We start from the raw sequence: 20179 nt of genomic DNA on the forward strand, positions 1-20179 counted from the left end.
TACCGTGACGTGCCAAGAAAGCGTGACATCCAAATGACAGAAGACATCATTCTCGCCAATGCCCTCCTCATTCTGCCAAACGAGGTGATCCCCGGCGCGCTGCAGATCAAGGGCGGTAAAATCACCGCTCTCGACAGCGGCACAGCCCTGCCACCCGGTGCGGTGGATTGCGAAGGCGATTACCTTGCCCCCGGCCTGATCGAGCTGCACACCGATAATCTGGAGCGGCATATCCAACCCCGCCCCAAGGTGGATTGGCCGCATCACGCCGCCATCCTCGCCCATGACGCGGAACTGGCCAGCGTCGGCATCACCACCGTCTTTGACGCAATGCGCGTGGGGTCGATCCCCACCGGCGTCGGGCGCTACAGCAAATACGCGCGCGGTCTCGCCAACGAACTCCTCAGTCTGCGCGCCGAGGAAGCGCTCAAGATCAGCCATTTCCTGCATCTGCGCGCCGAGGTCTGTTCCGAAACACTGGAAGAAGAGATGGAACAATTCGGCCCATCGGACCGCGTCGGCATCGTCAGCCTGATGGACCATACGCCGGGGCAGCGCCAATTCCGCGACCTGACAAAACTCGAAGAATACATGAAGGGCAAACACGCCCTCACGGATGCGGAATTCGCCGAACACGTGGCCCAGCTCAAGGCGCTGCGCGCCGCGCATGGCGACCGCCACGAGGCCGCCGCCGTGGCCCATGCCGCCCGCTATGGCGCGGTGCTGGCCAGCCATGACGACACCACCGCCGAACAGGTGGCCGTGTCCGGCGGCTACGGCATCCGGCTGGCCGAGTTTCCCACCACGGTCGAGGCCGCACGCACCTGCCACGCCCATGATATCGCGGTCATCATGGGCGCGCCCAACCTCATCCGGGGCGGATCACACTCTGGCAATGTCGCGGCGGGGGAATTGGCCGATCTGGGCTTTCTCGATATCCTCTCGTCCGATTACGTGCCCTCCGCGCTGCTTTTGGGGGCTGTGCAACTGGGCGCGCGGTGGGGCGATATGGCGCGCGGCCTTGCCACCGTCACCGCCAATCCCGCCCGCGCCGTGGGCCTCTCGGATCGCGGCCAACTGGCGGTAAACGCCCGCGCCGACCTCATCCGCTTTCGCCTGCGCAGCGGCGCGCCGGCGCTGCGCGGTGTCTGGTCGCAAGGGGCCCGTGTCGCCTGAGGCCTGCTTTGACAACCGTCGAATCGGGGCGCATAACGGGCGCGAATTCAATCGCTTGCGCCGGAGGCCCCGATGACCCAACCGCTCTTCACCCTGCCCAGCCCCCCTCTGGTGCCGATCACCGGCACGGATCAGGGCTATCCGGTGCAGCGCATCTTCTGCGTCGGGCGCAACTATGCCGCCCACGCACTCGAAATGGGCAATGAGGTGGACCGCGAAGCGCCGTTCTACTTTAACAAGGCGCCCCAAACCCTCTGCCTCAGCGGGTCCAGCATCCCCTATCCGCTCGAAACCTCGGATTGCCATCACGAGATGGAATTCGTCGTGGCGCTCAGCGCCTCCGCCTTTCGCGTCAGCGCAGCCGAGGCGATGAACGCCGTCTATGGCTATGCCTGCGGCATCGACCTCACCCGCCGCGACCTGCAAGGCGTGGCCAAGGAAAAGCGCCGCCCCTGGGACATCGGCAAGGATTTCGAAAACGCCTCGATCATCGCCCCAATCACCCCAAAGGCCGAGTTTGGCGACATCGCGGAGCAAACCATTCGCCTCTCCGTGGACGGGCGCATCACACAAGAGGCGACGCTGGCCGATATGATCTGGTCCGTGCCCGAAATCATCGCCCATCTGTCGCGCTTTTATCATCTCGCCCCCGGAGACCTGATCTATACCGGCACGCCAGCGGGCGTTGGCCCCGTGCTGCCCGGTAATGTGCTCTTGGGCGAGATTGACGGTCTGGCCCCGCTCACCCTTACCATCACCGCCGCAGAGTAAACCCGATGACAAACCCGGCCCAAGGCCGCCTGCAATATGTGCCCGTGACGCTTTTTACCATCGTCATGGGGCTTTGCGGCTTTACCCTCGCGCTTCGCGCGGGCGAAGAGGCCCTCGGCCTCACCCACGCACTGTCATGGGCGGCGCATGGGTTGACCATGGCGGTCTTTGCCGCCGTGACGCTTGGCTATCTCGCCAAGGCGATCCGCCACCCCGCAGCGGTCGTCGCCGAATGGAGTCACCCCGTGAAACTTGCCTTCTTTCCGGCAATTTCCATCGCATTGGTGCTGATGTCCATCGTCATGCTCGCCCCCGCGCCGGGCATTGCGCATGTGCTATGGCTCATCGCCGTGCCGATGCAGCTGATCCTGACCCTCGCCGTGGTCAGTGGCTGGATCAGCGCGCGCGCGTTCCAACACGGGCACCTCTCACCGGCATGGTTCATCCCGGCGGTGGGCAATGTGATCGTGGCAATCGCGGGCGTGCCCCTTGGCTACCCGGAAATAAGCTGGTTCTTCACCAGCGTCGGTCTCGTCTTCTGGATCGTCCTGCTGACACTGGTGATGAACCGGCTGATCTTTCACGATCCCCTGCCCGAACGCCTGCAACCCTCGCTGGTGATCCTGATCGCCCCGCCTTCGGTCGGGTTTCTTGCTTGGGTGGAACTGGTGGGCGGCGTCGATCCCTTTGCCCATGTGCTGCTCAATTGCGCCTATCTTTTTACGCTCATCGTCGCGGTACAATTGCCCAAGCTCTTGAAATTGCAATTCTCCTTGGCCTTCTGGGCGCTCAGCTTTCCCATGGCAGGCGTGACCATCGCCAGTTTCACCTATGCACGTGAAAGCGGCTCTGCCGCGCATCGGCTGATCGGCCTCGCCCTCTTGGCGGCCCTCTGCGTGATCATCGCGGGCCTGCTCTGGCGCACGCTCAAGGCCCTGCGCGCGGGTGCCATCTTTCAGCCGGATTGACAGGGCCGGGGCTCACTCACGCGAACCCCGGCTTATTCTCACCCCAACAACCGCCGCGCGATCACCTGCGCCTGAATCTCTGCCGCGCCCTCAAAGATATTGAGAATACGCGCATCACAGAGAATCCGGCTGATCGTGTATTCCAGCGCAAAGCCATTGCCGCCATGGATCTGCAACCCGTTGTCGGCGGCGGCCCAGGCCACGCGCGCACCCAACAGTTTAGCCATCCCCGCCTCAAGATCGCACCGCCGCCCGTGATCCTTTTCCCACGCCGAGAAATAGGTCAGTTGCCGCGCCACCATGATCTCGACCGCCATCATCGCAAGCTTGCCCGACACACGCGGAAACTCGATCAGCGCGCGGCCAAACTGCTTGCGGTCCTGCGCGTATTTCATCGCCACATCCAGCGCCGATTGCGCCACACCTACGGCGCGGGCGGCAGTCTGAATGCGCGCAGATTCAAACGTCTCCATCAACTGCTTGAATCCCTTGCCCTCTTCGCCGCCCAGCAGGTTCTCGCCCTTCACATGGAAATTATCGAATCCCAGTTCGTATTCCTTCATGCCGCGATAGCCCAAAACCTCGATCTCACCGCCGGTCATGCCGGGTGTCGGGAACGGGGCCTCATCGGTGCCGGGGGTTTTCTCGGCCAGAAACATCGACAGCCCCCGGTGATCGGTGGTGTCGGGCACGGTGCGCGCCAGCAGCGTCATCACATGGGTGCGCGCGGCGTGGGTGATCCAGGTCTTGTTGCCCGTCACCTTCCAATCGCCATTCTCATCCTTGACAGCACGGGTGCGCAGACTGCCCAGATCCGATCCGGTGTTGGGTTCCGTGAACACGGCCGTCGGCAGGATTTCGGCACTGGCGAGCTTTGGCAGCCAATGGGCCTTTTGCTCCTCCGTGCCGCCACAAAGGATCAATTCGGCAGCAATCTCAGACCGGGTGCCAAGGGACCCAACCCCGATATAGCCCCGGCTCAACTCTTCCGAAACCACCACCATCGACGCCTTGCTCAGGCCGAAACCACCGAATTCCTCGGGAATGGTCAGGCCAAACACACCCATTTCCGCCAGTTCCTCGATGATCTCCATCGGGATAAGCTCATCCTTGAGGTGCCACTCATGCGCATGCGGCTCGACTTTCTCGACCGAGAACCGCCGGAATTGCGCGCGGATCATCTCCAGCTCTTCCTCAAGGCCACTGCGCCCCACCGTGATCTCTGCCGACCGCTCTTGCATCAGCTCGACCAACCGGCTGCGCGCCACTTGGGTATTGCCCGCCTGCATCAGCATCGTGGCGGCGGGGTCCATCAACAGATGCGCATCATCCGGGCCAAGGCCCAGATCCTGAAGGCGCACCATTTCGCCCTGATTCATCTGGATGCCGCCTGCGATCTGGCTCAGATATTCGCCAAAGGCGATTTGCAGGATCAGTTGCTCGACCTCGCCAAACTCGCCCTTTTCGTCCAGCCGCACCGCCCAAAGCTGCATCTGGCGCAGCGCCTCGACATAGGTCGCAAGCCACGCCAACCCATGCGCCGCGGTCTGATTGGCCTCAATCGCAGCCCCCGAAACCCGGCCATCCACCGTCACCAGCGCGCGAACAGCGCCCGTGGCCCGCTCTAACAGCGCCTCGGCGGGCGCCAGCGCCACGCCGGTCAGGGCCAGCAAATCGCCCAGAATGATCGGTTGTGCCATCGCCAGATCCTGTCCGTCATGTGCCATGAATCGCATCCTTTTCCTAATCTCGTGCCTTTTATCCATTATGCAGGTGCAGCGCAACTATTATGCTTTTTGTCGCAGGGTTTTGATCTAAAATTGCGCGTTGATTTTTTGCAGCGCAGCGCTATCGCCATGGTCAGCCGCCCAAACGCCATGATAAGAGGCGAAATGGACGCATTTTTCGACATAAGCCCACTCTGGAATCCGCTTTGGGGTTGGGCCATGGCCTTTACCGTGGCGCTCTGCGCGGGCATGGTCAAGGGCGTGGTGGGCTTTGCCATGCCCACGGTAATGATCGCAGGGCTCAGCACGATGATGCCCCCCGAATTGGCACTGGCCGGGCTGATATTGCCAACATTGGCCACAAACCTCTGGCAGGCTCTGCGCCAAGGCACGCGCGCCGCCATCGCCTCGATTGCGCATTTCCGGGTGTTCCTCATTGCGGGCGGTCTGGTCATGGTTTGCGCGGCGCAACTGGTGCCGGTGCTGCCGCCCTCGGTGATGCTGCTCTTTATCGGCCCGTTGATCACACTCTACGCCGCCTCGACCCTGCTGGGACGCGGTTTGCGCCTGCCCCCGGAACCGGGGATCAAGGGCGAGGCGGGCATGGGGGCGCTCGCCGGTCTTTTTGGCGGCCTCTCCGGCATCTGGGGCCCGCCCACCGTCGCCATGCTGATCGCGCGCGGCACCGAGAAAACCGAACAGATGCGCGTGCAGGGCGTGATCTACGGTCTGGGCGCGCTGGTGCTGCTTGGCGCACATATCGGCTCGGGCGTGTTGCGCGCCGAAACCCTGCCGCTCTCGGCGGCGATGGTCGTCCCAGCGCTCCTCGGCATCTGGATCGGCTTTCGCCTTCAGGACCGGTTCGATCAGACCACCTTTCGCAAGATCACGCTCTGGGTGCTGCTGATTGCCGGGCTCAATCTCATCCGGCGTGGGGTGATGCTACTTTAGGGCGTGCTGCGCCCCATCAAGACCACACCCGTCCCGGGCTTGACCCGGGACCTCGCCACGGCGGGTTGGAGGCCCCGGCTCGGAGGCCGGGGCGATGTGACCGGCCCCGGAACCTTACAAAATCTGGGCCCAAACCTTACAAAGCTTACGCGCGGCTCAGCCCTTTGCCACCTCGGCTGCGAACCGCGCCACATAGCGCGCCCGTGCCTCGGGCAAGGGCCGATTGCCCAGTTGCGGCGCCAAGTGGTTTTTTAGGAAATGTCCTGTGACTTCAAACCCTTGCAGGATTTCCGCATCCGGTGCCGGGCCGTGCCCCATCAGGCAGGGCGGCAACGGCAACAACCGGTTTGCCCATTCGCCCGCCCCCGCGCGCGACACAGCCCGCCCGGTTTTTGGCGATATGTAACTGAGATCATTGGCCTTTTCGCCCAAAACCGCACAACGCCGCAGATCAAGACCAAAGCCCATCTCTTCCAACAGCGCCATTTCCCAATTGAGATAGGCCAACGTCCAAATCTCGGGTTGGTCCAGAATATCAAGCAGGATCAATGTCTTGCGGTATAGCTCCGCATGCGCCTCTCGCTCGGGCAGCACAAACAGCAACAGCGCACAAACCGCATTCAACCCCGCCAGCGCCATCCGGTCGCCCATGGTCCAAGCCCTTGATTTCAAAGGCTCAACCCGGAATGTGCCGATATGATCCTCTAGCCGCGCGCGCCATTCCAGATCAAGTTGCGCGCCCGGTTGCAACACAGGGGCCATTTTGCGCGACGCACCGCCGCGCACCACCCCCGCATGCCGCCCCCGCTCTGGCGTAAAAACCTCAATGATTACAGAGCTTTCCCCATGTCGGCGGCGGTTCAGAAGAATACCCTGATCGCGCCAATCCATCGGCCCTCAGCCTCCCAATCCGTCCTGATCGAGCAAATGCCGCCCCTCCCGGTCCTCCACCTCGATCACCCAGAGGTCGGGATCATAGCCCCTTTGCCGCGCAATCGCCGCATCCACCTCGGCCTCTGCGCCCTCGGCCAAGGTCATCCACACGCGCGCACCACTCATCAGATCAATAGAGCGTTGAAAAACAACACCTTTTCCATCCAACGTGTTGAGCTTGACCAGAACAGCCCCCCCCGTGTCATCGCCATGCGCCACCACAAAGGCGGGGATATCCGCCCCCCTGAGCCGCGTCAGATAGGCATCTACCCAAAACCGCGCGCTCAGCCGGGCCATGCCCCTAGTTCCCGTCCTTGAAATCCAAGCCCATCTCGGAATACCGCTCGGATTCCTCTTGCCAGTTCTCGCGCACTTTTACCTGCAAAAACAGGTGGATACGACGGCCAAGAAACTCTTCCAACTCCTCGCGCGCGGCTTTCGAGACGGCCTTGATCGTCTCGCCCTTATTGCCCAGAACGATCCCTTTATGCCCGTCGCGCACCACATAGACCACCTGATCAATCCGGGCAGAGCCATCCTTGCGCTCTTCCCAGTTCTCGGTTTCGACGGTCAATTGATAGGGCAATTCCTGATGAAGCCGCAGCGTCAGCTTTTCGCGCGTCATCTCGGCGGCGATCATCCGCATCGGCAGATCAGCGATCTGATCCTCAGGGTAAAGCCATGGCCCCTCGGGCACCTCACCGGCCAGCCACTGCCGCAGATCATCTACTCCATGGCCGCGCTCAGCCGAAATTAAGAACGTCTTTTCAAAGGCAAAGCGTTCGTTCATGTCCTTGGTCAGCGCCAGCAGCACCTGTGCTTGCACCCGGTCGATCTTGTTGATGGCCAGCGCCACTTTGCGCCCTTTGGCGATGCCGGTCAGCCCTTCAAGGATACGCTCCACCCCTTCGGTCACACCGCGATGCGCCTCGATCAACAGGATCACCACATCGGCATCCGCAGCGCCCCCCCAAGCGGCAGCAACCATCGCCCGGTCCAGCCTGCGGCGCGGCTGGAACAGGCCGGGCGTGTCCACGAATACCAACTGGCTCTGCCCCTCCATCGCGACGCCGCGAATACGGGCGCGGGTGGTCTGAACCTTGTGTGTGACGATGCTGACCTTGGCCCCCACCATGCGGTTGAGCAGGGTGGATTTGCCCGCATTGGGCTCTCCGATCAGGGCAATAAATCCGGCGCGCGTGGTCATGGGATGCGTCTCGACTGTTGTGATTGACAGGCTCTAGCCGATTTGCCGCCCCGCGACCAGAGCAGAGCGTCAGTTGTCGCAGCCGAAGGGAACAAAGGTGCTGGCCATGCCCTCGTTCATGGTCATCATGGTCAGAAGATCGGCAAACGCATAGTCCTGCGCCGTTTGCGCACAAATCCGCACATGCCCAACACAGCCCGAGGCGATGAAAGCACGGTTTTCTTCTAGAAATTGCGGGCTTAGCCCCTCTGGGCCAAGCGCGGCCAAGGCATCCTCGGTCGCCTGCGCATAAAGCGCGCATTTGCGGAGCGTCCAGGCATCTATCGGCGCTTCCTGTGCCTTGGCAATCTGCGCCAAGGACAGCGTCACAGCCAATAAGGCAAGCCCGCGCACCCGCTCACTCCGCCTGCAATTGATCCAGAAGCGCGCGTGCCGCCGCCTGTTCCGCCTGCCGCTTCGAACCGGCCGTCGCCTCGGCACGCTGGCCGCTTTTCAACTGCGCGCAAATGGTAAAGATCGGCGCGTGATCTGGCCCCTTGCGGGCAAGTTCAACATAATCGGGCGGCGGCAATCCACGCGCCTGCGCCCATTCCTGAAGGCTTGTCTTGGCATCGCGCGCGTCTTCTTTGACCGCGCCCAACCGTGCGCCCCAGAGCCGAAGCACAACCCCGCGCGCCGTTTCAAACCCGGCATCAAGATAGACGGCGGCAATCACCGCCTCCATCGCATCGCCCAACAGCGCCTCTTTGCGCCGCCCGCCAGAGAGCATCTCGGAACGGCCCAGCTTGAGAACTCCGCCAAGGTCGATCTCGCGCGCCACATCGGCGCAGGCCTCTTTGCGCACCAGTGCGTTAAAGCGCGGCGCAAGCTGGCCCTCGGTGGCCCCTTGATCCTGCGACAAGAGCGCCTCAGCCATCACAAGGCCCAACACCCGGTCGCCCAGAAATTCCAGCCGCTGGTTGTCATCCCGATTGGGCGTCGCCATCGACGAATGGGTCAGCGCCCGCACCAACAGCGCGGCATTGGTAAACTCATGCCCTAGCCGCGCCTGAAACGCCTTGATATCCGCCGAAAGCTTCACTCAAGCCTCTTGAAGAAACGGTCGCTGCGCCATGTCCAGAACGCCAGCATCGACCGCCCGGCCGAGGAAAAAACCACCCGGTTCGCACGCCCGATCAGGTTCTCGAATGGCACGAAGCCAACCCCGCCCACCGCCTGCGGAAAGCGCGAGTCAGTGGAATTGTCGCGGTTGTCGCCCATAAAGAAATAATGACCGGCAGGCACAGTAAAGACGCCCGTGTTATCAGACCGCTGGTCGCCGATGTTCAGGATGGAATGCGACCGCCCATTGGGCAGCGTCTCGATCTGGCGCGACTTGAGGCAATCCGCCCCTTCGCCCACCACGCCATTCTCGCAACGCGGACGGATACCAAGCGGCCCTTGCCGCGTGAATTCCTCAACAAAATCACCGGCCGGTTCCAGCCCGACGGCAGCCTCGTTGATATGCAACACGCCCTCTTTCATCTGGATGCGGTCCCCCGGCAAGCCGACAACCCGCTTGATGAAATCGGTGCCATCGGTCGGCTGGCGAAACACGATGATATCGCCGCGCTCAGGCTCTGACCCAAAGATGCGGGTATTGTCACCGTCGATGAAGGCGCAGATCTTTTGCGCGTCGATGTTCAGCCCGCCCACCCGGATCGACGGGCAAGAGGCATAGGAATAGCCATAGGCCATCTTGTTCACAAAGAGAAAATCACCAATCAGCAACGTATCTTTCATCGACCCTGAGGGAATCCAGAACGGCTGAAAAAAGAGCGTGCGAAACAGCCCCGCGATCACGAGGGCCCAGAACACCGTTTTCACAGTTTCCCAGATAGAGCTCGATGTCTTGCCTGTGGCGGCCATTTGGCGTCCTCCGCTATCTCTCCGGCGCTACATGCGGGGCCGGGACCAAGGTGTCAAGCAGGCCGTGCGACGGGCCGCGCCTCGATCACCACAAAGGCCTGCGCCCAAGGGTGATCGTCGGTCAGGGTCACATGGATGATGGCCTCATGCCCCGGTGGCGTCATCTCGGCCAGACGCGTCGCGGCCCAGCCCGTGACCTGCATCACCGGCTGGCCCGTGGGCAGGTTCGTGACCGCCATATCCTTCCACGCGATGCCCATGCGCAACCCCGTGCCAAGCGCCTTGGAACAGGCTTCTTTCGCCGCCCACCGTTTCGCATAGGTGCCCGCCACATCGGCGCGGCGCTCGGCCTTTGCCTGTTCCACCTCGGTGAACACCCGGTTGCGAAACCTGTCGCCAAACCGCTCCAGCGTGCGCGCGATCCGCTCGATATTCGCCAGATCCGTGCCAATCCCCAAGATCATCCCGTTACCCCCGGTGCAAACAGCGGAAAACTGACGCCAAGCGCCCAAGCAAGGATGAGGCCAAGCGCAACGCCAACGCTTGTCGCCCCGGCCCGCGCCGCCACCCAACGCCCCATCAGCCCGTATATCAGGAAAAAGAGCAGGATCACCGGCGCAATCATCGCCAGAAAAAACAGCCGCTCCGTATCCAGTAGAATGGCCAGAGCCAAGGACAAGATAAAGCCCGCCCGCGACGCCAGCCTCTGCCAGAGCGGCGCACCGCGCGCCAGCACCGCATCCCCCAGCATAAAGGGCACGGCCCCAAGGCTTAGCGCCATGATGATCGCAAGCCGCTCGGGCGTGGGCCAAAAGTTTGCACCATAGCGATCCAGCGCAAACCCAAACACGCCCAAGCCCCACACCAGCAGCGCCAGCACCGCCACAGGGCGCAGCCCCTCTGGGCGTCGCCCCATAACCCACAAGAACGCCAGTTGGCAGACCCCGTATAGCGCCAGATGCAACGCCAGATAATCCGCGACCAAGACCGGCAAAAGCCGCGTTTCCACCTGCACCGCCAAAAGCGGAGCCAAAAGCGCCGGCACCAGAACCACCAACACGAATTGCCGTGACCGCATGGCCTTGCGCGCGGGCGGCGCGCGCTGCGGCAAAAGGCGCGCCAGCGGCGCGGCAAGGGCCACAATCGCGAACATCAACGCCAGAAACCACGGCCCAGTCGCCCGCACCGCGACATCGCTCACGCGCCCATAGGCGGCATCGAGCCATGCAATCGCCTCGGCCCGGCCCAAACGGCTATGCAGCACCGCCACATGTTCGGCCAAAGGGGCCACCACCGCGCGGCGCGTCACAGCCCCTGCCTGCACGGTCTGGCCCTCCCCCGCGCCGGGCGTGACCATCTCCACCGCCTCGCGGGCGAAACCACGCAAACCCGCCTCCCACGCCCCGGTGATCAGCAAGAGAGTGTCCGGCTCGGTCTCCGTTACTGCTTGCGAAAAGGCGGATATCGCCACCACGGGACCAACCCGGTCTTCCTCTAGCGCGGTGCGGATGATGATATCGGTCGCCATGGAATGCCCCAAAAGCGCAACCTCACCCGCCCAAGCCTCTTGCGCCACCGCGGCCCGCACCACCCGGCCCGTCTGCGCCATCAAAAGCCGTGTCGTGCCGTCAAGACTGTTCACATCGCCCGACATCGGCACCCGGTTGCGCCCATGCCCCTCGAAATCAAACGCCCAAACCCGGTATCCCGCCCGTGCAAGATCAAGGGTATATGCCTGCATCATCTGCCGCGACCCGGCAAAGCCATGCGCGACCACCACCACCGGACCATCCGCACCGGCCATGGCATAGCGCGTCACCGGCGTGTCAGAGACGGTGAAGCTCGCGATGTCCACGCCACGCCGCTGCCCCTCAAGCTGCCAAAGCGCGAGACATGCCAAAACCGTGGCCAAAACGGCCAAAAGGGCGCGCAATGTCATGACAGAGCGCCCCCGCGCACCGTCACCCCCGCGCCTCGTCCATCAGCCGACGCATCTCTGCAATGGCCGGGCCCAATCCGCGAAAGATCGACTCGCCAATCAGGAAATGCCCGATGTTGAGCTCCATCACCTCGGGAAAGGCCGCGACCGGCTTTACCGTTTCATAGTTCAATCCATGCCCCGCATGCACCTCTAGCCCCAGAGAATGGGCATAGGCCGTCATCTCGCGCAGGCTCTCCAACTCGCGGTCGCGGGCGTCGACATGCCCCTCGGCATGGGCATCGCAATAGGCGCCGGTGTGCAATTCGATCACCTCGGCCCCGATGCGATGCGCCGCCTCGATCTGCCTTTTGTCAGCGGCGATAAAGATCGACACGCGACACCCTGCCTCGCGCAGCGGCGCTATGAAATGCGCCAGCCGGTTTTCCTCGCGCGCCACTTCCAGCCCGCCCTCGGTGGTACGTTCCTCGCGCTTTTCCGGCACGATGCAGACGGCATGCGGTTTGTGGCGCAGGGCAATCCGCTGCATCTCGTCGGTCGCGGCCATCTCGAAATTGAGTGGCACCGTCAGCACTTCCATCAGCCCGTCGATATCCGCATCAGAGATATGCCGCCGATCCTCGCGCAGATGGGCGGTGATGCCATCAGCCCCCGCCTCTTGCGCAATCCTCGCCGCGCGCAGGGGATCCGGATAGGCCCCACCACGCGCGTTCCGCACCGTTGCCACATGGTCGATATTCACGCCTAGGCGTAGCTTCTTTCCTGCCGACATCGGCTTCTCCCGTGATTGATCCGCGACTCGAGGCGTAACCTAGTCCGGTTTTCCCGCCTCGTCAGCCTTGTGCGCCTGTTTTTCCTTGGCCGCCTTCTTTTCCTTCATCGCCACCCACTTGGCCTTGAGCGCGCCTTTGCGGCGGTGCTGATAGGCGGTGATCACCGGCAGGCTGATGTAATAGGCCGCAAGTGCCGTAACGATCCCCGGCACAATCCCCCCGATCATATAGGGAAAGAACACATCGTCATAAAAGAGCTTCAGACCGCTCCAATCCGCCTTGTGATCCATGAAGATTGCCAGAAAGTTGTTCTTCAGGTCATCCCCGGCATCCAGAAACTTTCCCCCGAGCGAGCGGCTGATCTCATCCTCGGCCAAGGTGCTGCGCCCCAGCATCGCGTGCCCGGTCTGAAGCGACACCACCCCGATGGGCACATATGTGAGCGGATTGCCAAAGAATGTGCCCAACAGGGCCGCCGGAATATTGCCGCGCAAAATCCACGCCAGCGTGGCCGCCACGATGAAATGAAAACCATAAAACGGGGTAAAGGTCGTGAAGACGCCTGCGAAAATACCGCGCGCGATGCGGTCGGGCGGATCGGGCAAACGGTTCAGGCGATGCCGGACATAGCTGAACGCCCCCACCCGCCCTTGGGCCAGAGAAACCCAGCAATAACCTTCCACCAGGGGCGTCTGTCACGACGTCTGAATACCACCTGCGCGGCTCCTCGGGTTGATGTCAGCCCGCCCCCACGCGGGACGGATCTCGATAGCGCTCGACAGCGGCGACATCGCTTTCCGCATCAAGCGCCGAGAGCACACCGTGCAAATGCTCGGCATCGCGCAACTCGACATCAATCAAAAGACGATAGAAATCCGGTTTCCGGTCCACGAATGTCAGGTCCGAGATATTGGCCTTCTGCTCGCCGATCAAGGTGCAAATCCGCCCCAGAACCCCGGCATCGTTGCCAATGGTCAGATCCAGCGTCACATCATAGGCCGCCGGATGCGTGCCGGTGTGCCAATGCAGGTCCATCCAACGGTCAGGCTGCTGATCGTATTGCGACAGGGTTTCACAGTCGATGGCATGGATCACCACGCCCCGCCCGCGATAGGTGATGCCCACGATACGCTCGCCCGGCAGCGGCTGACAACAGCGGGCCCGCTCAAAACTCTGATCCGCGCCCAGACCGATCACCGCGCGGTCGCGCGTCACCTCATTGCCCGCCTCAGGCATGAGATCCGGGTAAACGGCATGCAACACTTGATGCGCGGTCAACTCGGCACTGCCCAACCGCGCGCGCACCTCATCGGCATCCCGCAGACGCAACGTGCGCGCCGCAGCCTCCAAGGCTTTGTCGGTGGCCTTCTTGCCCACATGCTCGAACGCCGAACGCGCCAATTCCCGCCCCAGCTTGATATAGCGATCACGGTCCAACTCGCGCAGGGCCCGCCGGATGGCGGCGCGGGCCTTGCCGGTGGTGGCAATATCAAGCCATGTCGCCTGTGGCGTCTGCCCGTCGGCGGTAATCACCTCGACCGATTGGCCATTCTTGACCCGTGTCCAGAGCGGCACGCGCATCCCGTCCACCTTGGCCCCGACACAGGCATGACCAATCCGGGTGTGAATGGCATAAGCAAAATCAATCGGCGTGGCCCCACGCGGAAGTTTGATCACATCGCCCTTGGGGGTAAAGCAGAACACTTGGTCCGCATACATCTCGAGCTTGACCGCTTCGAGAAAATCCTCGTGATCCTCCTCGGCGTCGAACTGCTCGCTGACGCTCGAAATCCACTTGGCCGGATCGACGGCAAAGGGATTCTCAGACCGCACCCCATCGCGATAGGACCAATGCGCAGCCACGCCGGTTTCGGCCACATCATGCATGGCCTGCGTGCGGATCTGCACCTCGACCCGCTTGCCGTCACGCCCCGAAACGGTGGTGTGAATCGACCGATAGCCGTTCGATTTTGGTTGGCTGATATAATCCTTGAACCGCCCCGGCACCGCGCGCCAGCGTTGGTGAATAGCCCCAAGCGCACGGTAGCAATCATTTTCAGACCGGGTGATCACGCGAAAGCCGTAAATATCCGACAGCCGCGAAAACCCCATCTCCTTTTCCTGCATCTTGCGCCAGATCGAATAGGGCTTTTTGGCGCGGCCAAACACATCCGCCTCAATGCCCGCCTTGTCCAATTCGTGCCGCATGTCGCCGGTGATCCGCTCGACCACATCGCCGGTCTCGCGTTGCAGGGTGATAAAGCGGCGGATGATACTGGCACGTGCCTCGGGGTTGAGCACGCGAAAGGCCAGATCCTCCAGCTCTTCGCGCATCCATTGCATACCCATGCGCCCCGCCAGCGGACCATAAATATCCATGGTCTCGCGCGCCTTTTGCGCCTGTTTCTCAGGGCGCATCGCCTTGATGGTGCGCATATTGTGCAGACGGTCGGCCAGCTTGACCAGAATGACCCGCAAATCCTTGGACATCGCCATGAACAGCTTGCGAAAGTTCTCGGCCTGCTTGGTTTCGGAGTTCGACAGTTGCAGATTGGTCAACTTGGTGACGCCATCCACCAGATCAGCCACCTCGCGGCCAAACTTGTCTGACACGATCTGATACGAGGCTTTGGTATCCTCGATCGTGTCATGCAAGAGGGCGGTGATGATTGTCGCATCGTCCAGCCGCTGCTCTGTCAGGATGGCGGCCACGGCAACGGGATGGGTAAAATAGGGCTCGCCCGAATGGCGAAACTGCCCTTCGTGCATGGCACGGCCAAAGTCATAGGCCGCGCGTATCAATGCCTCGTCCGTGCGGGGATTATAGTGGCGCACCAGCGTGATCAGGTCGTCAACGGCGATCATCGGGGTCGCGCCTTGCCGTAGGGGCCGGAGTTACCCCTGACCCTGTGCTTCCATCAGGGCGCGCAGCAGCTTTTCTTCCGACATGTCGTCGGTGTCAGGCTTGTCCACATCGCCGCCCATCAACAGGGCCATGGAATCTTCTTCCGGCTCATCGACTTCGATCTGAGTCTGATTCGACTCGATCAGCCGCTCGCGCAGATCATCCGCCGCCTGCGTTTCCTCTGCGATTTCACGCAGTGCCACAACGGGGTTCTTGTCGTTGTCACGGTCCACCGTCAAAGGCGATCCCGCCGCAATTTCGCGGGCGCGGTGTGCGGCAAGCATCACCAGATCAAAACGGTTCGGAACCTTGTCAACGCAATCTTCTGTGGTAACGCGGGCCATCAGACCTCCGGGACGGGTTAGGGCAGATTTCAAGAAGCCTTGTATTTAGGGTGTCAAACCGGGATTTACAAGCAGAGAATCAAAGCGCCTCGACCTCGTCGCGCGCGGCTTGCGGCATGTCGTTCAGCATCTGTTGCACCGACCGCCCCAGCACGGGATGCACCCAGTCGGGGGCGACATCCGCAAGCGGCACCAAGACGAAAGCGCGCTCGTGCAGGCGCGGATGCGGCAGGATGAGCTGGTCGGGCGCGCGGCTTTGCTGCTCATCGGGCGTCAGCCTTTGCCACGCCTCGAACCCCGCAAGATCAGGCAGCACACGCCCCCCCACCGCGATCAGGTCGAGGTCCAGCGTCCGTTGCCCCCACCGCGTCTCGCGCCTGCGACCAAAGGCCGCCTCAACCCGGTGCAAAAGCGCAAGCAACGCCTCTGGCTCTTGCGCAACACGCAGCACCGCCGCCGCATTTACAAAATCCGGACCCGCCCCGGCAGGAAAGGCCGGTGTGCGAAAAAACCGACTCACACCGAGAATTTCGACCCCCTCTACGCGCAATCGCACAAGGGCCTCGGTGAGGGTCGCCTCGGGGCGCGACGCACCGAACGGCAAGTTTCCACCCATCGCGATCAAGCATTGTTGATCCAAAGTCATCGCTCCCCTATCTTATCCTGACGTAACATGCCCTTGCATGCAGAATTCTAAACCCCTAATTATCGCTGTTACTCTGTCCTGCCTTCACCACTCACACCACTCACACACTCCCAGGCAAGACATGACCATTCGGAAGGACATTTAAGATGTTTTACAAGGACGAGCGTTTAGCCTTGTTCATAGACGGATCGAATCTCTATGCCGCCGGTAAGGCGCTTGGGTTCGACATCGACTACAAGTTGCTGAGATCCGAGTTCATGCGCCGTGGCAAGTTGCTGCGCGCTTTTTACTATACTGCACTGTTGGAAAATGACGAGTATTCACCGATCCGCCCTTTGGTCGATTGGTTGCATTACAATGGCTATTCCATGGTCACGAAACCGGCCAAGGAATACACTGACAGCCAAGGCCGTCGCAAGGTCAAGGGCAACATGGATATCGAGCTGACGGTGGATGCGATGGAACTCGCACCGCGTGTTGATCATGTTGTGCTGTTCTCCGGCGATGGCGATTTCCGACCCTTGGTCGAAAGTCTGCAACGTCAGGGCGTGCGTGTTTCCGTGGTCTCGACCATCCGAAGCCAGCCGCCGATGATCTCGGACGATTTGCGCCGCCAAGCGGACAATTTCATAGAATTGGCAGATCTCAAGGATGTTATCGGCCGACCGCCGCGCGACATCCAGAACGACCGCCAAGAGGCCTATGCCGAGACCGAGTGACCTACCCGTTAGGCACCACATCAGCGCCCGGATCACCCCTGCATGAGCATGGGTGATCCGGGCGTTTTTGCGCAAATGGCCGGGCTTTTCGCGGCTGCATTCGGCGCGGCGACCATCCTGCCCTTTCAATCCGAAGTGGTGTTTGTCGGCCTGCAACTGGCGGGCACCCTATCCTTGACCGCGCTCGTCGTGGTGGCCAGCATCGGCAACACGCTGGGGGCCGTGGTCAACTATGTCATGGGGCGCGGCATCGAGCGGTTTCGTCACCGCCGCTGGTTTCCCGCCAATGCAGCGCAAATGGCGCGGGCCGAACGCTGGTATGCCCGTTGGGGGGTCTGGACCTTGCTGCTCAGTTGGGCACCTCTGGGCGATGCCTTTACCGTGATCGCCGGGGTTCTGCGCACGCCGGTCTGGCTCTTTCTCGTGCTGGTCACGATTGCCAAAACCGGGCGCTATATCGTGTTGGCCTGGATCACAGCGCAGACAATGGGCTGAGGGGGCGGTGACTTTACTGTCGCGTGCAGCAAGAACAGGACCGCGCGGAATGCTTGGCCGGGGACTAGCGAAGCAACAGTCGTGGTTGCCACTTTATGCCAGCAAAATCCGTGTGACCCATCAGCGATCCGCGCCCTCTCAAAATCGCTAGGCCGCCAGACGGCCCAGCGATCCGCGCGGCACCTTCGGTGCTATTCGCGCGAGTCATAGACAAGAGATCCGGCTTGTAATTCCCTACCACCACACCTCCGACGCCGCTATTTCCCACCCCGCCCTTTACGCGAGCGCCCACCTGCCTTACCTCTGTCCTCAAGCAGGAGACCCGTGATGACAAAGCCCCCCCTCACCCTCTACCTCGCCGCCCCGCGCGGCTTTTGCGCCGGTGTGGACCGCGCCATCAAGATCGTAGAGATGGCGCTCGCGAAATGGGGGGCGCCGGTCTATGTGCGCCACGAGATTGTGCACAATAAATTCGTGGTCGATGACCTGCGCGCCAAAGGGGCGGTTTTCGTCGAAGAACTGGATGAGTGCCCAACCGACCGGCCCGTGATCTTTTCCGCCCATGGCGTGCCCAAATCCGTCCCGGCAGAGGCCACCGCCCGCCAAATGCTCTATGTCGATGCCACCTGCCCGCTGGTCAGCAAAGTACATATCGAGGCGGAACGCCACCATGACAACGGGCTGCAAATCGTGATGATCGGCCACGCGGGCCATCCCGAAACCGTGGGCACCATGGGGCAATTGCCGGATGGCGAAGTGCTCTTGGTCGAAACCCCCGCCGATGTGGCCACGCTCGACGTCCGCGATCCTGACCGCCTCGCCTTTGTCACCCAAACCACCCTTTCGGTCGACGATACCGCCGAGGTGGTTGCCGCCCTTCAGGCCCGGTTTCCGGCCATTGTCGGCCCGCACAAAGAAGACATCTGCTACGCCACCACCAACCGCCAAGAGGCGGTCAAGGCCATGGCCGAAAAGGCCGAAGCCATGCTCGTCGTGGGTGCCCCCAATTCGTCAAACTCCAAACGTCTGGTCGAGGTCGGCGCGCGCGCGGGCTGCGCCTATTCTCAGCTTGTGCAACGCGCCACCGACATCGACTGGCGGGCGTTGGGCGGTATCCGCAGCATCGGCATCACCGCCGGGGCCTCTGCCCCCGAAGTGCTGGTGAACGAGGTCATCGACGCCTTCCGCGCCCGCTATGACGTGACCGTCGAACAGGTGGAAACCGCGCAGGAAAACGTCGAATTCAAGGTGCCACGGGTGCTGCGCGTGCCGGCCTGATGCGGGCTGGCATTAAAGCCGCCGAATACCCAAAGCTCTCGCCGCATGCGTAGAAATTGAACCGGCCCGGTGCCTGTTAAATTATTGATATCGTGTCTCGGTGACTTATTTCACCGGCAGGACACACGATAAATCCCCGGCCTTCCCGCGCGTTATGAAACCAGCAGCCTGTGCAGGCATTTTGCGCTCACGGGAGTCGGCGGGAACGGGTTTGTCGACTTAGACCACGCCGCCAACGGCGGAAAACCGAAACCGAGACACAGGAAACGCGCATGACCACGAACTCTTATATGACTTGGGCCATTCTGGGGGCCGCCGGTGGCACTGGATTCGGCCTTTTTGCAGCTCCGCTCCTCTACATCCTGATCAATCTGTCCTCAGACGGCGTCTCATTTGGCGAAACCGCGCGCTTTGCCATCGCCAACGGGATCACTTGGGGTGTCCTTGGCGTTTTTGCAGGTATCTTCTTTTGGGTGGTCAACAGGGTGCAAAATCCGCCCACAGAGGAGTGATCTTGATCGCCTGACTGCGTAGCAAAAGATCCTGCCACCGTCTGCTGCGGCCCGACCGGCCCGTCACTCGTTATCCCGCAGCCACGCAGGCCGCAAAACGACGATGGTGGGCCGGTCTGGCAGGCTGCGCAAAGAGACCTCAATCTCGCTCACACCGGGGCGGGAAATTGCAAATTCGCCTTCCATCCCCGCCAGAAACCGCTCCAGCGTGCTATCGCCAAACCAGTGCATCGGCAGCACGATCGACGCCTTCACCCGCCTGAGCACGTTCATCATATTCTCGATATTCATTGTAAACCCGCCATCAACGGGGGCCATCACCACATCCATCCGGCCAAGCGCGGCATATTGATCGTCCGACGGCTCGTGATGCAAATGCCCCAGATGGGCGATGCACAGCCCCTCAGCCTCAAAGACGAAAATCGAATTGCCATTCTGCTCCACACCGCCGCCCGACCGGATATCGGTGGGCACATTGCGCACCACCAGCCCACCCAGATCAAGGTGATGATCGGCCCCCACGCCATATTCCCCCCAACCGCGCAGCACATGCGGAATTGCCGGGTCGGGAAAGGCCGTCCAATGCGTCTCATGCGCGTGGTTCATCGTGACAACATCGGGGATCAGATTGGCGCTGCCGATAAAGCCGGTGAAATCTGTCACGGCATTGTATCCGCCCGCCTGAATGAGAAAGGACGCATGCGCGATGTAGCGCAGCCGCACGGTATACTCGGGCAGCGGTGCGCGAAAACTGGCCCGGTGCAGGTATTCCATCCCCGGCGTCGCATCGGCAAGCGCAATACAATGGCTTGGCCTACGATCCTGCGCGGTGGCAGGCGCGGCCAGCATCAAAACGAACAAGACAAGTCGGATCATCAGCAGCCCTCCTCTTGGTCTTGAGCAAGATAGCACGGTTTGCCGCGACGT

22 protein-coding genes and 1 pseudogene are annotated in these 20179 nt (G+C 61.8%); 8 read left to right on the forward strand and 15 right to left on the reverse strand.

Features of this window, described 5'->3' with window-relative positions:
* Nucleotides 1-33: 33 nt before the first annotated feature.
* From GC127_RS04190 to GC127_RS04200, 3 genes are all read left to right on the forward strand, one after another.
* Nucleotides 34-1176, forward strand: a complete 1143-nt coding sequence (locus GC127_RS04190) for an alpha-D-ribose 1-methylphosphonate 5-triphosphate diphosphatase (protein ID WP_151976663.1) — start codon at nucleotides 34-36, stop codon at nucleotides 1174-1176.
* A gap of 72 nt (nucleotides 1177-1248) precedes the next feature.
* Complete coding sequence (locus GC127_RS04195) at nucleotides 1249-1947, forward strand: fumarylacetoacetate hydrolase family protein (protein ID WP_151976665.1); 699 nt, start codon at nucleotides 1249-1251, stop codon at nucleotides 1945-1947.
* A gap of 5 nt (nucleotides 1948-1952) precedes the next feature.
* Nucleotides 1953-2915, forward strand: coding sequence for an SLAC1 anion channel family protein (locus GC127_RS04200; protein WP_008279075.1), 963 nt, complete (start codon nucleotides 1953-1955; stop codon nucleotides 2913-2915).
* 38 nt (nucleotides 2916-2953) lie between these two features.
* On the opposite strand, the gene GC127_RS04205 is transcribed toward GC127_RS04200, so the two are convergent.
* Nucleotides 2954-4642 carry an acyl-CoA dehydrogenase family protein gene (locus GC127_RS04205; RefSeq protein WP_199861191.1) on the reverse strand — a complete coding sequence of 563 codons (1689 nt, stop codon included), beginning with the start codon at nucleotides 4640-4642 and terminating at the stop codon, nucleotides 2954-2956.
* Between the two features lie 165 nt (nucleotides 4643-4807).
* On the opposite strand from GC127_RS04205, the gene GC127_RS04210 reads away from it, so the two are divergent.
* The gene (locus GC127_RS04210) at nucleotides 4808-5593 is read left to right on the forward strand and encodes a sulfite exporter TauE/SafE family protein (protein WP_151976669.1); all 786 of its coding nucleotides are present in this window, start codon (nucleotides 4808-4810) and stop codon (nucleotides 5591-5593) included.
* Between the two features lie 156 nt (nucleotides 5594-5749).
* Here the strand turns inward: GC127_RS04210 and recO are convergent, their stop codons facing one another.
* The 13 genes and pseudogenes from recO to folK all read right to left on the reverse strand — a co-directional run bounded on the left by recO (nucleotide 5750) and on the right by folK (nucleotide 16248).
* Nucleotides 5750-6484, reverse strand: a complete 735-nt coding sequence (gene recO, locus GC127_RS04215; RefSeq protein WP_151976671.1) for a DNA repair protein RecO — start codon at nucleotides 6482-6484, stop codon at nucleotides 5750-5752.
* Nucleotides 6485-6490: 6 nt separating this feature from the next.
* Entirely contained in the window at nucleotides 6491-6823 is a 333-nt protein-coding gene (locus tag GC127_RS04220) for a DUF1491 family protein (protein ID WP_008279079.1), read from the reverse strand.
* A gap of 4 nt (nucleotides 6824-6827) precedes the next feature.
* The gene (gene era / locus GC127_RS04225; protein WP_008279080.1) at nucleotides 6828-7733 is read right to left on the reverse strand and encodes a GTPase Era; all 906 of its coding nucleotides are present in this window, start codon (nucleotides 7731-7733) and stop codon (nucleotides 6828-6830) included.
* A gap of 69 nt (nucleotides 7734-7802) precedes the next feature.
* Nucleotides 7803-8126, reverse strand: a complete 324-nt coding sequence (locus GC127_RS04230) for a hypothetical protein (RefSeq protein WP_151976673.1) — start codon at nucleotides 8124-8126, stop codon at nucleotides 7803-7805.
* 4 nt (nucleotides 8127-8130) lie between these two features.
* The gene (gene rnc / locus GC127_RS04235) at nucleotides 8131-8814 is read right to left on the reverse strand and encodes a ribonuclease III (RefSeq protein WP_008279082.1); all 684 of its coding nucleotides are present in this window, start codon (nucleotides 8812-8814) and stop codon (nucleotides 8131-8133) included.
* Nucleotides 8811-9641 (reverse strand): signal peptidase I, encoded by an 831-nt coding sequence (gene lepB, locus GC127_RS04240; RefSeq protein WP_008279083.1) that lies wholly within the window; start codon nucleotides 9639-9641, stop codon nucleotides 8811-8813. Before lepB ends, rnc begins: the two co-directional genes overlap by 4 nt.
* Nucleotides 9642-9694: 53 nt before the next feature.
* Nucleotides 9695-10105, reverse strand: a complete 411-nt coding sequence (acpS, locus tag GC127_RS04245) for a holo-ACP synthase (protein ID WP_008279084.1) — start codon at nucleotides 10103-10105, stop codon at nucleotides 9695-9697.
* Complete coding sequence (locus GC127_RS04250) at nucleotides 10102-11580, reverse strand: alpha/beta hydrolase (RefSeq protein ID WP_151976675.1); 1479 nt, start codon at nucleotides 11578-11580, stop codon at nucleotides 10102-10104. The genes acpS and GC127_RS04250 overlap by 4 nt, the downstream gene beginning before the upstream one ends.
* 22 nt (nucleotides 11581-11602) lie before the next feature.
* Nucleotides 11603-12352: a pyridoxine 5'-phosphate synthase gene (locus GC127_RS04255; protein WP_008279086.1), complete on the reverse strand. Its 750-nt coding sequence runs from the start codon at nucleotides 12350-12352 to the stop codon at nucleotides 11603-11605.
* A 39-nt stretch (nucleotides 12353-12391) separates the two neighbouring features.
* Nucleotides 12392-13068: pseudogene (locus GC127_RS04260) on the reverse strand (DUF2062 domain-containing protein).
* A gap of 23 nt (nucleotides 13069-13091) precedes the next feature.
* Nucleotides 13092-15218 carry a bifunctional (p)ppGpp synthetase/guanosine-3',5'-bis(diphosphate) 3'-pyrophosphohydrolase gene (locus GC127_RS04265; protein ID WP_008279088.1) on the reverse strand — a complete coding sequence of 709 codons (2127 nt, stop codon included), beginning with the start codon at nucleotides 15216-15218 and terminating at the stop codon, nucleotides 13092-13094.
* A 30-nt stretch (nucleotides 15219-15248) separates the two neighbouring features.
* On the reverse strand, nucleotides 15249-15602 hold the full coding sequence (gene rpoZ, locus GC127_RS04270; RefSeq protein WP_081506823.1) for a DNA-directed RNA polymerase subunit omega: 354 nt from the start codon (nucleotides 15600-15602) through the stop codon (nucleotides 15249-15251).
* A gap of 79 nt (nucleotides 15603-15681) precedes the next feature.
* Nucleotides 15682-16248 carry a 2-amino-4-hydroxy-6-hydroxymethyldihydropteridine diphosphokinase gene (gene folK / locus GC127_RS04275; protein WP_151976677.1) on the reverse strand — a complete coding sequence of 189 codons (567 nt, stop codon included), beginning with the start codon at nucleotides 16246-16248 and terminating at the stop codon, nucleotides 15682-15684.
* Nucleotides 16249-16394: 146 nt separating this feature from the next.
* On the opposite strand from folK, the gene GC127_RS04280 reads away from it, so the two are divergent.
* The 4 genes from GC127_RS04280 to GC127_RS04295 all read left to right on the forward strand — a co-directional run bounded on the left by GC127_RS04280 (nucleotide 16395) and on the right by GC127_RS04295 (nucleotide 19252).
* Nucleotides 16395-16967 carry an NYN domain-containing protein gene (locus GC127_RS04280; RefSeq protein ID WP_008279091.1) on the forward strand — a complete coding sequence of 191 codons (573 nt, stop codon included), beginning with the start codon at nucleotides 16395-16397 and terminating at the stop codon, nucleotides 16965-16967.
* A 42-nt stretch (nucleotides 16968-17009) separates the two neighbouring features.
* Entirely contained in the window at nucleotides 17010-17462 is a 453-nt protein-coding gene (locus GC127_RS04285) for a YqaA family protein (protein ID WP_008279092.1), read from the forward strand.
* Between the two features lie 327 nt (nucleotides 17463-17789).
* Entirely contained in the window at nucleotides 17790-18740 is a 951-nt protein-coding gene (ispH, locus tag GC127_RS04290; protein ID WP_151976679.1) for a 4-hydroxy-3-methylbut-2-enyl diphosphate reductase, read from the forward strand.
* A 272-nt stretch (nucleotides 18741-19012) separates the two neighbouring features.
* Complete coding sequence (locus GC127_RS04295; RefSeq protein WP_151976681.1) at nucleotides 19013-19252, forward strand: hypothetical protein; 240 nt, start codon at nucleotides 19013-19015, stop codon at nucleotides 19250-19252.
* Between the two features lie 63 nt (nucleotides 19253-19315).
* On the opposite strand, the gene GC127_RS04300 is transcribed toward GC127_RS04295, so the two are convergent.
* Nucleotides 19316-20128, reverse strand: a complete 813-nt coding sequence (locus GC127_RS04300) for an MBL fold metallo-hydrolase (RefSeq protein WP_081506827.1) — start codon at nucleotides 20126-20128, stop codon at nucleotides 19316-19318.
* Between the last annotated feature and the right edge of the window lie 51 nt (nucleotides 20129-20179).

Source organism: Roseovarius sp. EC-HK134 (genome assembly GCF_902498815.1).
GTDB lineage: Bacteria > Pseudomonadota > Alphaproteobacteria > Rhodobacterales > Rhodobacteraceae > Roseovarius > Roseovarius mucosus_A.

Excerpts from the sequence above, each read along its gene's own strand:
- era (WP_008279080.1), bottom strand. The coding sequence starts at position 7,733 with ATGACCACGCGCGCCGGATTTATTGCCCTGATCGGAGAGCCCAATGCG.
- GC127_RS04220 (WP_008279079.1), bottom strand. The coding sequence starts at position 6,823 with ATGGCCCGGCTGAGCGCGCGGTTTTGGGTAGATGCCTATCTGACGCGG.
- GC127_RS04300 (WP_081506827.1), bottom strand. The coding sequence starts at position 20,128 with ATGATCCGACTTGTCTTGTTCGTTTTGATGCTGGCCGCGCCTGCCACC.
- GC127_RS04210 (WP_151976669.1), top strand. The coding sequence starts at position 4,808 with ATGGACGCATTTTTCGACATAAGCCCACTCTGGAATCCGCTTTGGGGT.
- GC127_RS04280 (WP_008279091.1), top strand. The coding sequence starts at position 16,395 with ATGTTTTACAAGGACGAGCGTTTAGCCTTGTTCATAGACGGATCGAAT.
- folK (WP_151976677.1), bottom strand. The coding sequence starts at position 16,248 with ATGACTTTGGATCAACAATGCTTGATCGCGATGGGTGGAAACTTGCCG.
- GC127_RS04265 (WP_008279088.1), bottom strand. The coding sequence starts at position 15,218 with ATGATCGCCGTTGACGACCTGATCACGCTGGTGCGCCACTATAATCCC.
- GC127_RS04295 (WP_151976681.1), top strand. The coding sequence starts at position 19,013 with ATGACCACGAACTCTTATATGACTTGGGCCATTCTGGGGGCCGCCGGT.
- rpoZ (WP_081506823.1), bottom strand. The coding sequence starts at position 15,602 with ATGGCCCGCGTTACCACAGAAGATTGCGTTGACAAGGTTCCGAACCGT.
- acpS (WP_008279084.1), bottom strand. The coding sequence starts at position 10,105 with ATGATCTTGGGGATTGGCACGGATCTGGCGAATATCGAGCGGATCGCG.
- GC127_RS04205 (WP_199861191.1), bottom strand. The coding sequence starts at position 4,642 with ATGGCACATGACGGACAGGATCTGGCGATGGCACAACCGATCATTCTG.
- GC127_RS04285 (WP_008279092.1), top strand. The coding sequence starts at position 17,010 with ATGAGCATGGGTGATCCGGGCGTTTTTGCGCAAATGGCCGGGCTTTTC.
- recO (WP_151976671.1), bottom strand. The coding sequence starts at position 6,484 with ATGGATTGGCGCGATCAGGGTATTCTTCTGAACCGCCGCCGACATGGG.
- GC127_RS04250 (WP_151976675.1), bottom strand. The coding sequence starts at position 11,580 with ATGACATTGCGCGCCCTTTTGGCCGTTTTGGCCACGGTTTTGGCATGT.
- GC127_RS04200 (WP_008279075.1), top strand. The coding sequence starts at position 1,953 with ATGACAAACCCGGCCCAAGGCCGCCTGCAATATGTGCCCGTGACGCTT.
- GC127_RS04255 (WP_008279086.1), bottom strand. The coding sequence starts at position 12,352 with ATGTCGGCAGGAAAGAAGCTACGCCTAGGCGTGAATATCGACCATGTG.
- ispH (WP_151976679.1), top strand. The coding sequence starts at position 17,790 with ATGACAAAGCCCCCCCTCACCCTCTACCTCGCCGCCCCGCGCGGCTTT.
- GC127_RS04195 (WP_151976665.1), top strand. The coding sequence starts at position 1,249 with ATGACCCAACCGCTCTTCACCCTGCCCAGCCCCCCTCTGGTGCCGATC.
- lepB (WP_008279083.1), bottom strand. The coding sequence starts at position 9,641 with ATGGCCGCCACAGGCAAGACATCGAGCTCTATCTGGGAAACTGTGAAA.
- GC127_RS04190 (WP_151976663.1), top strand. The coding sequence starts at position 34 with ATGACAGAAGACATCATTCTCGCCAATGCCCTCCTCATTCTGCCAAAC.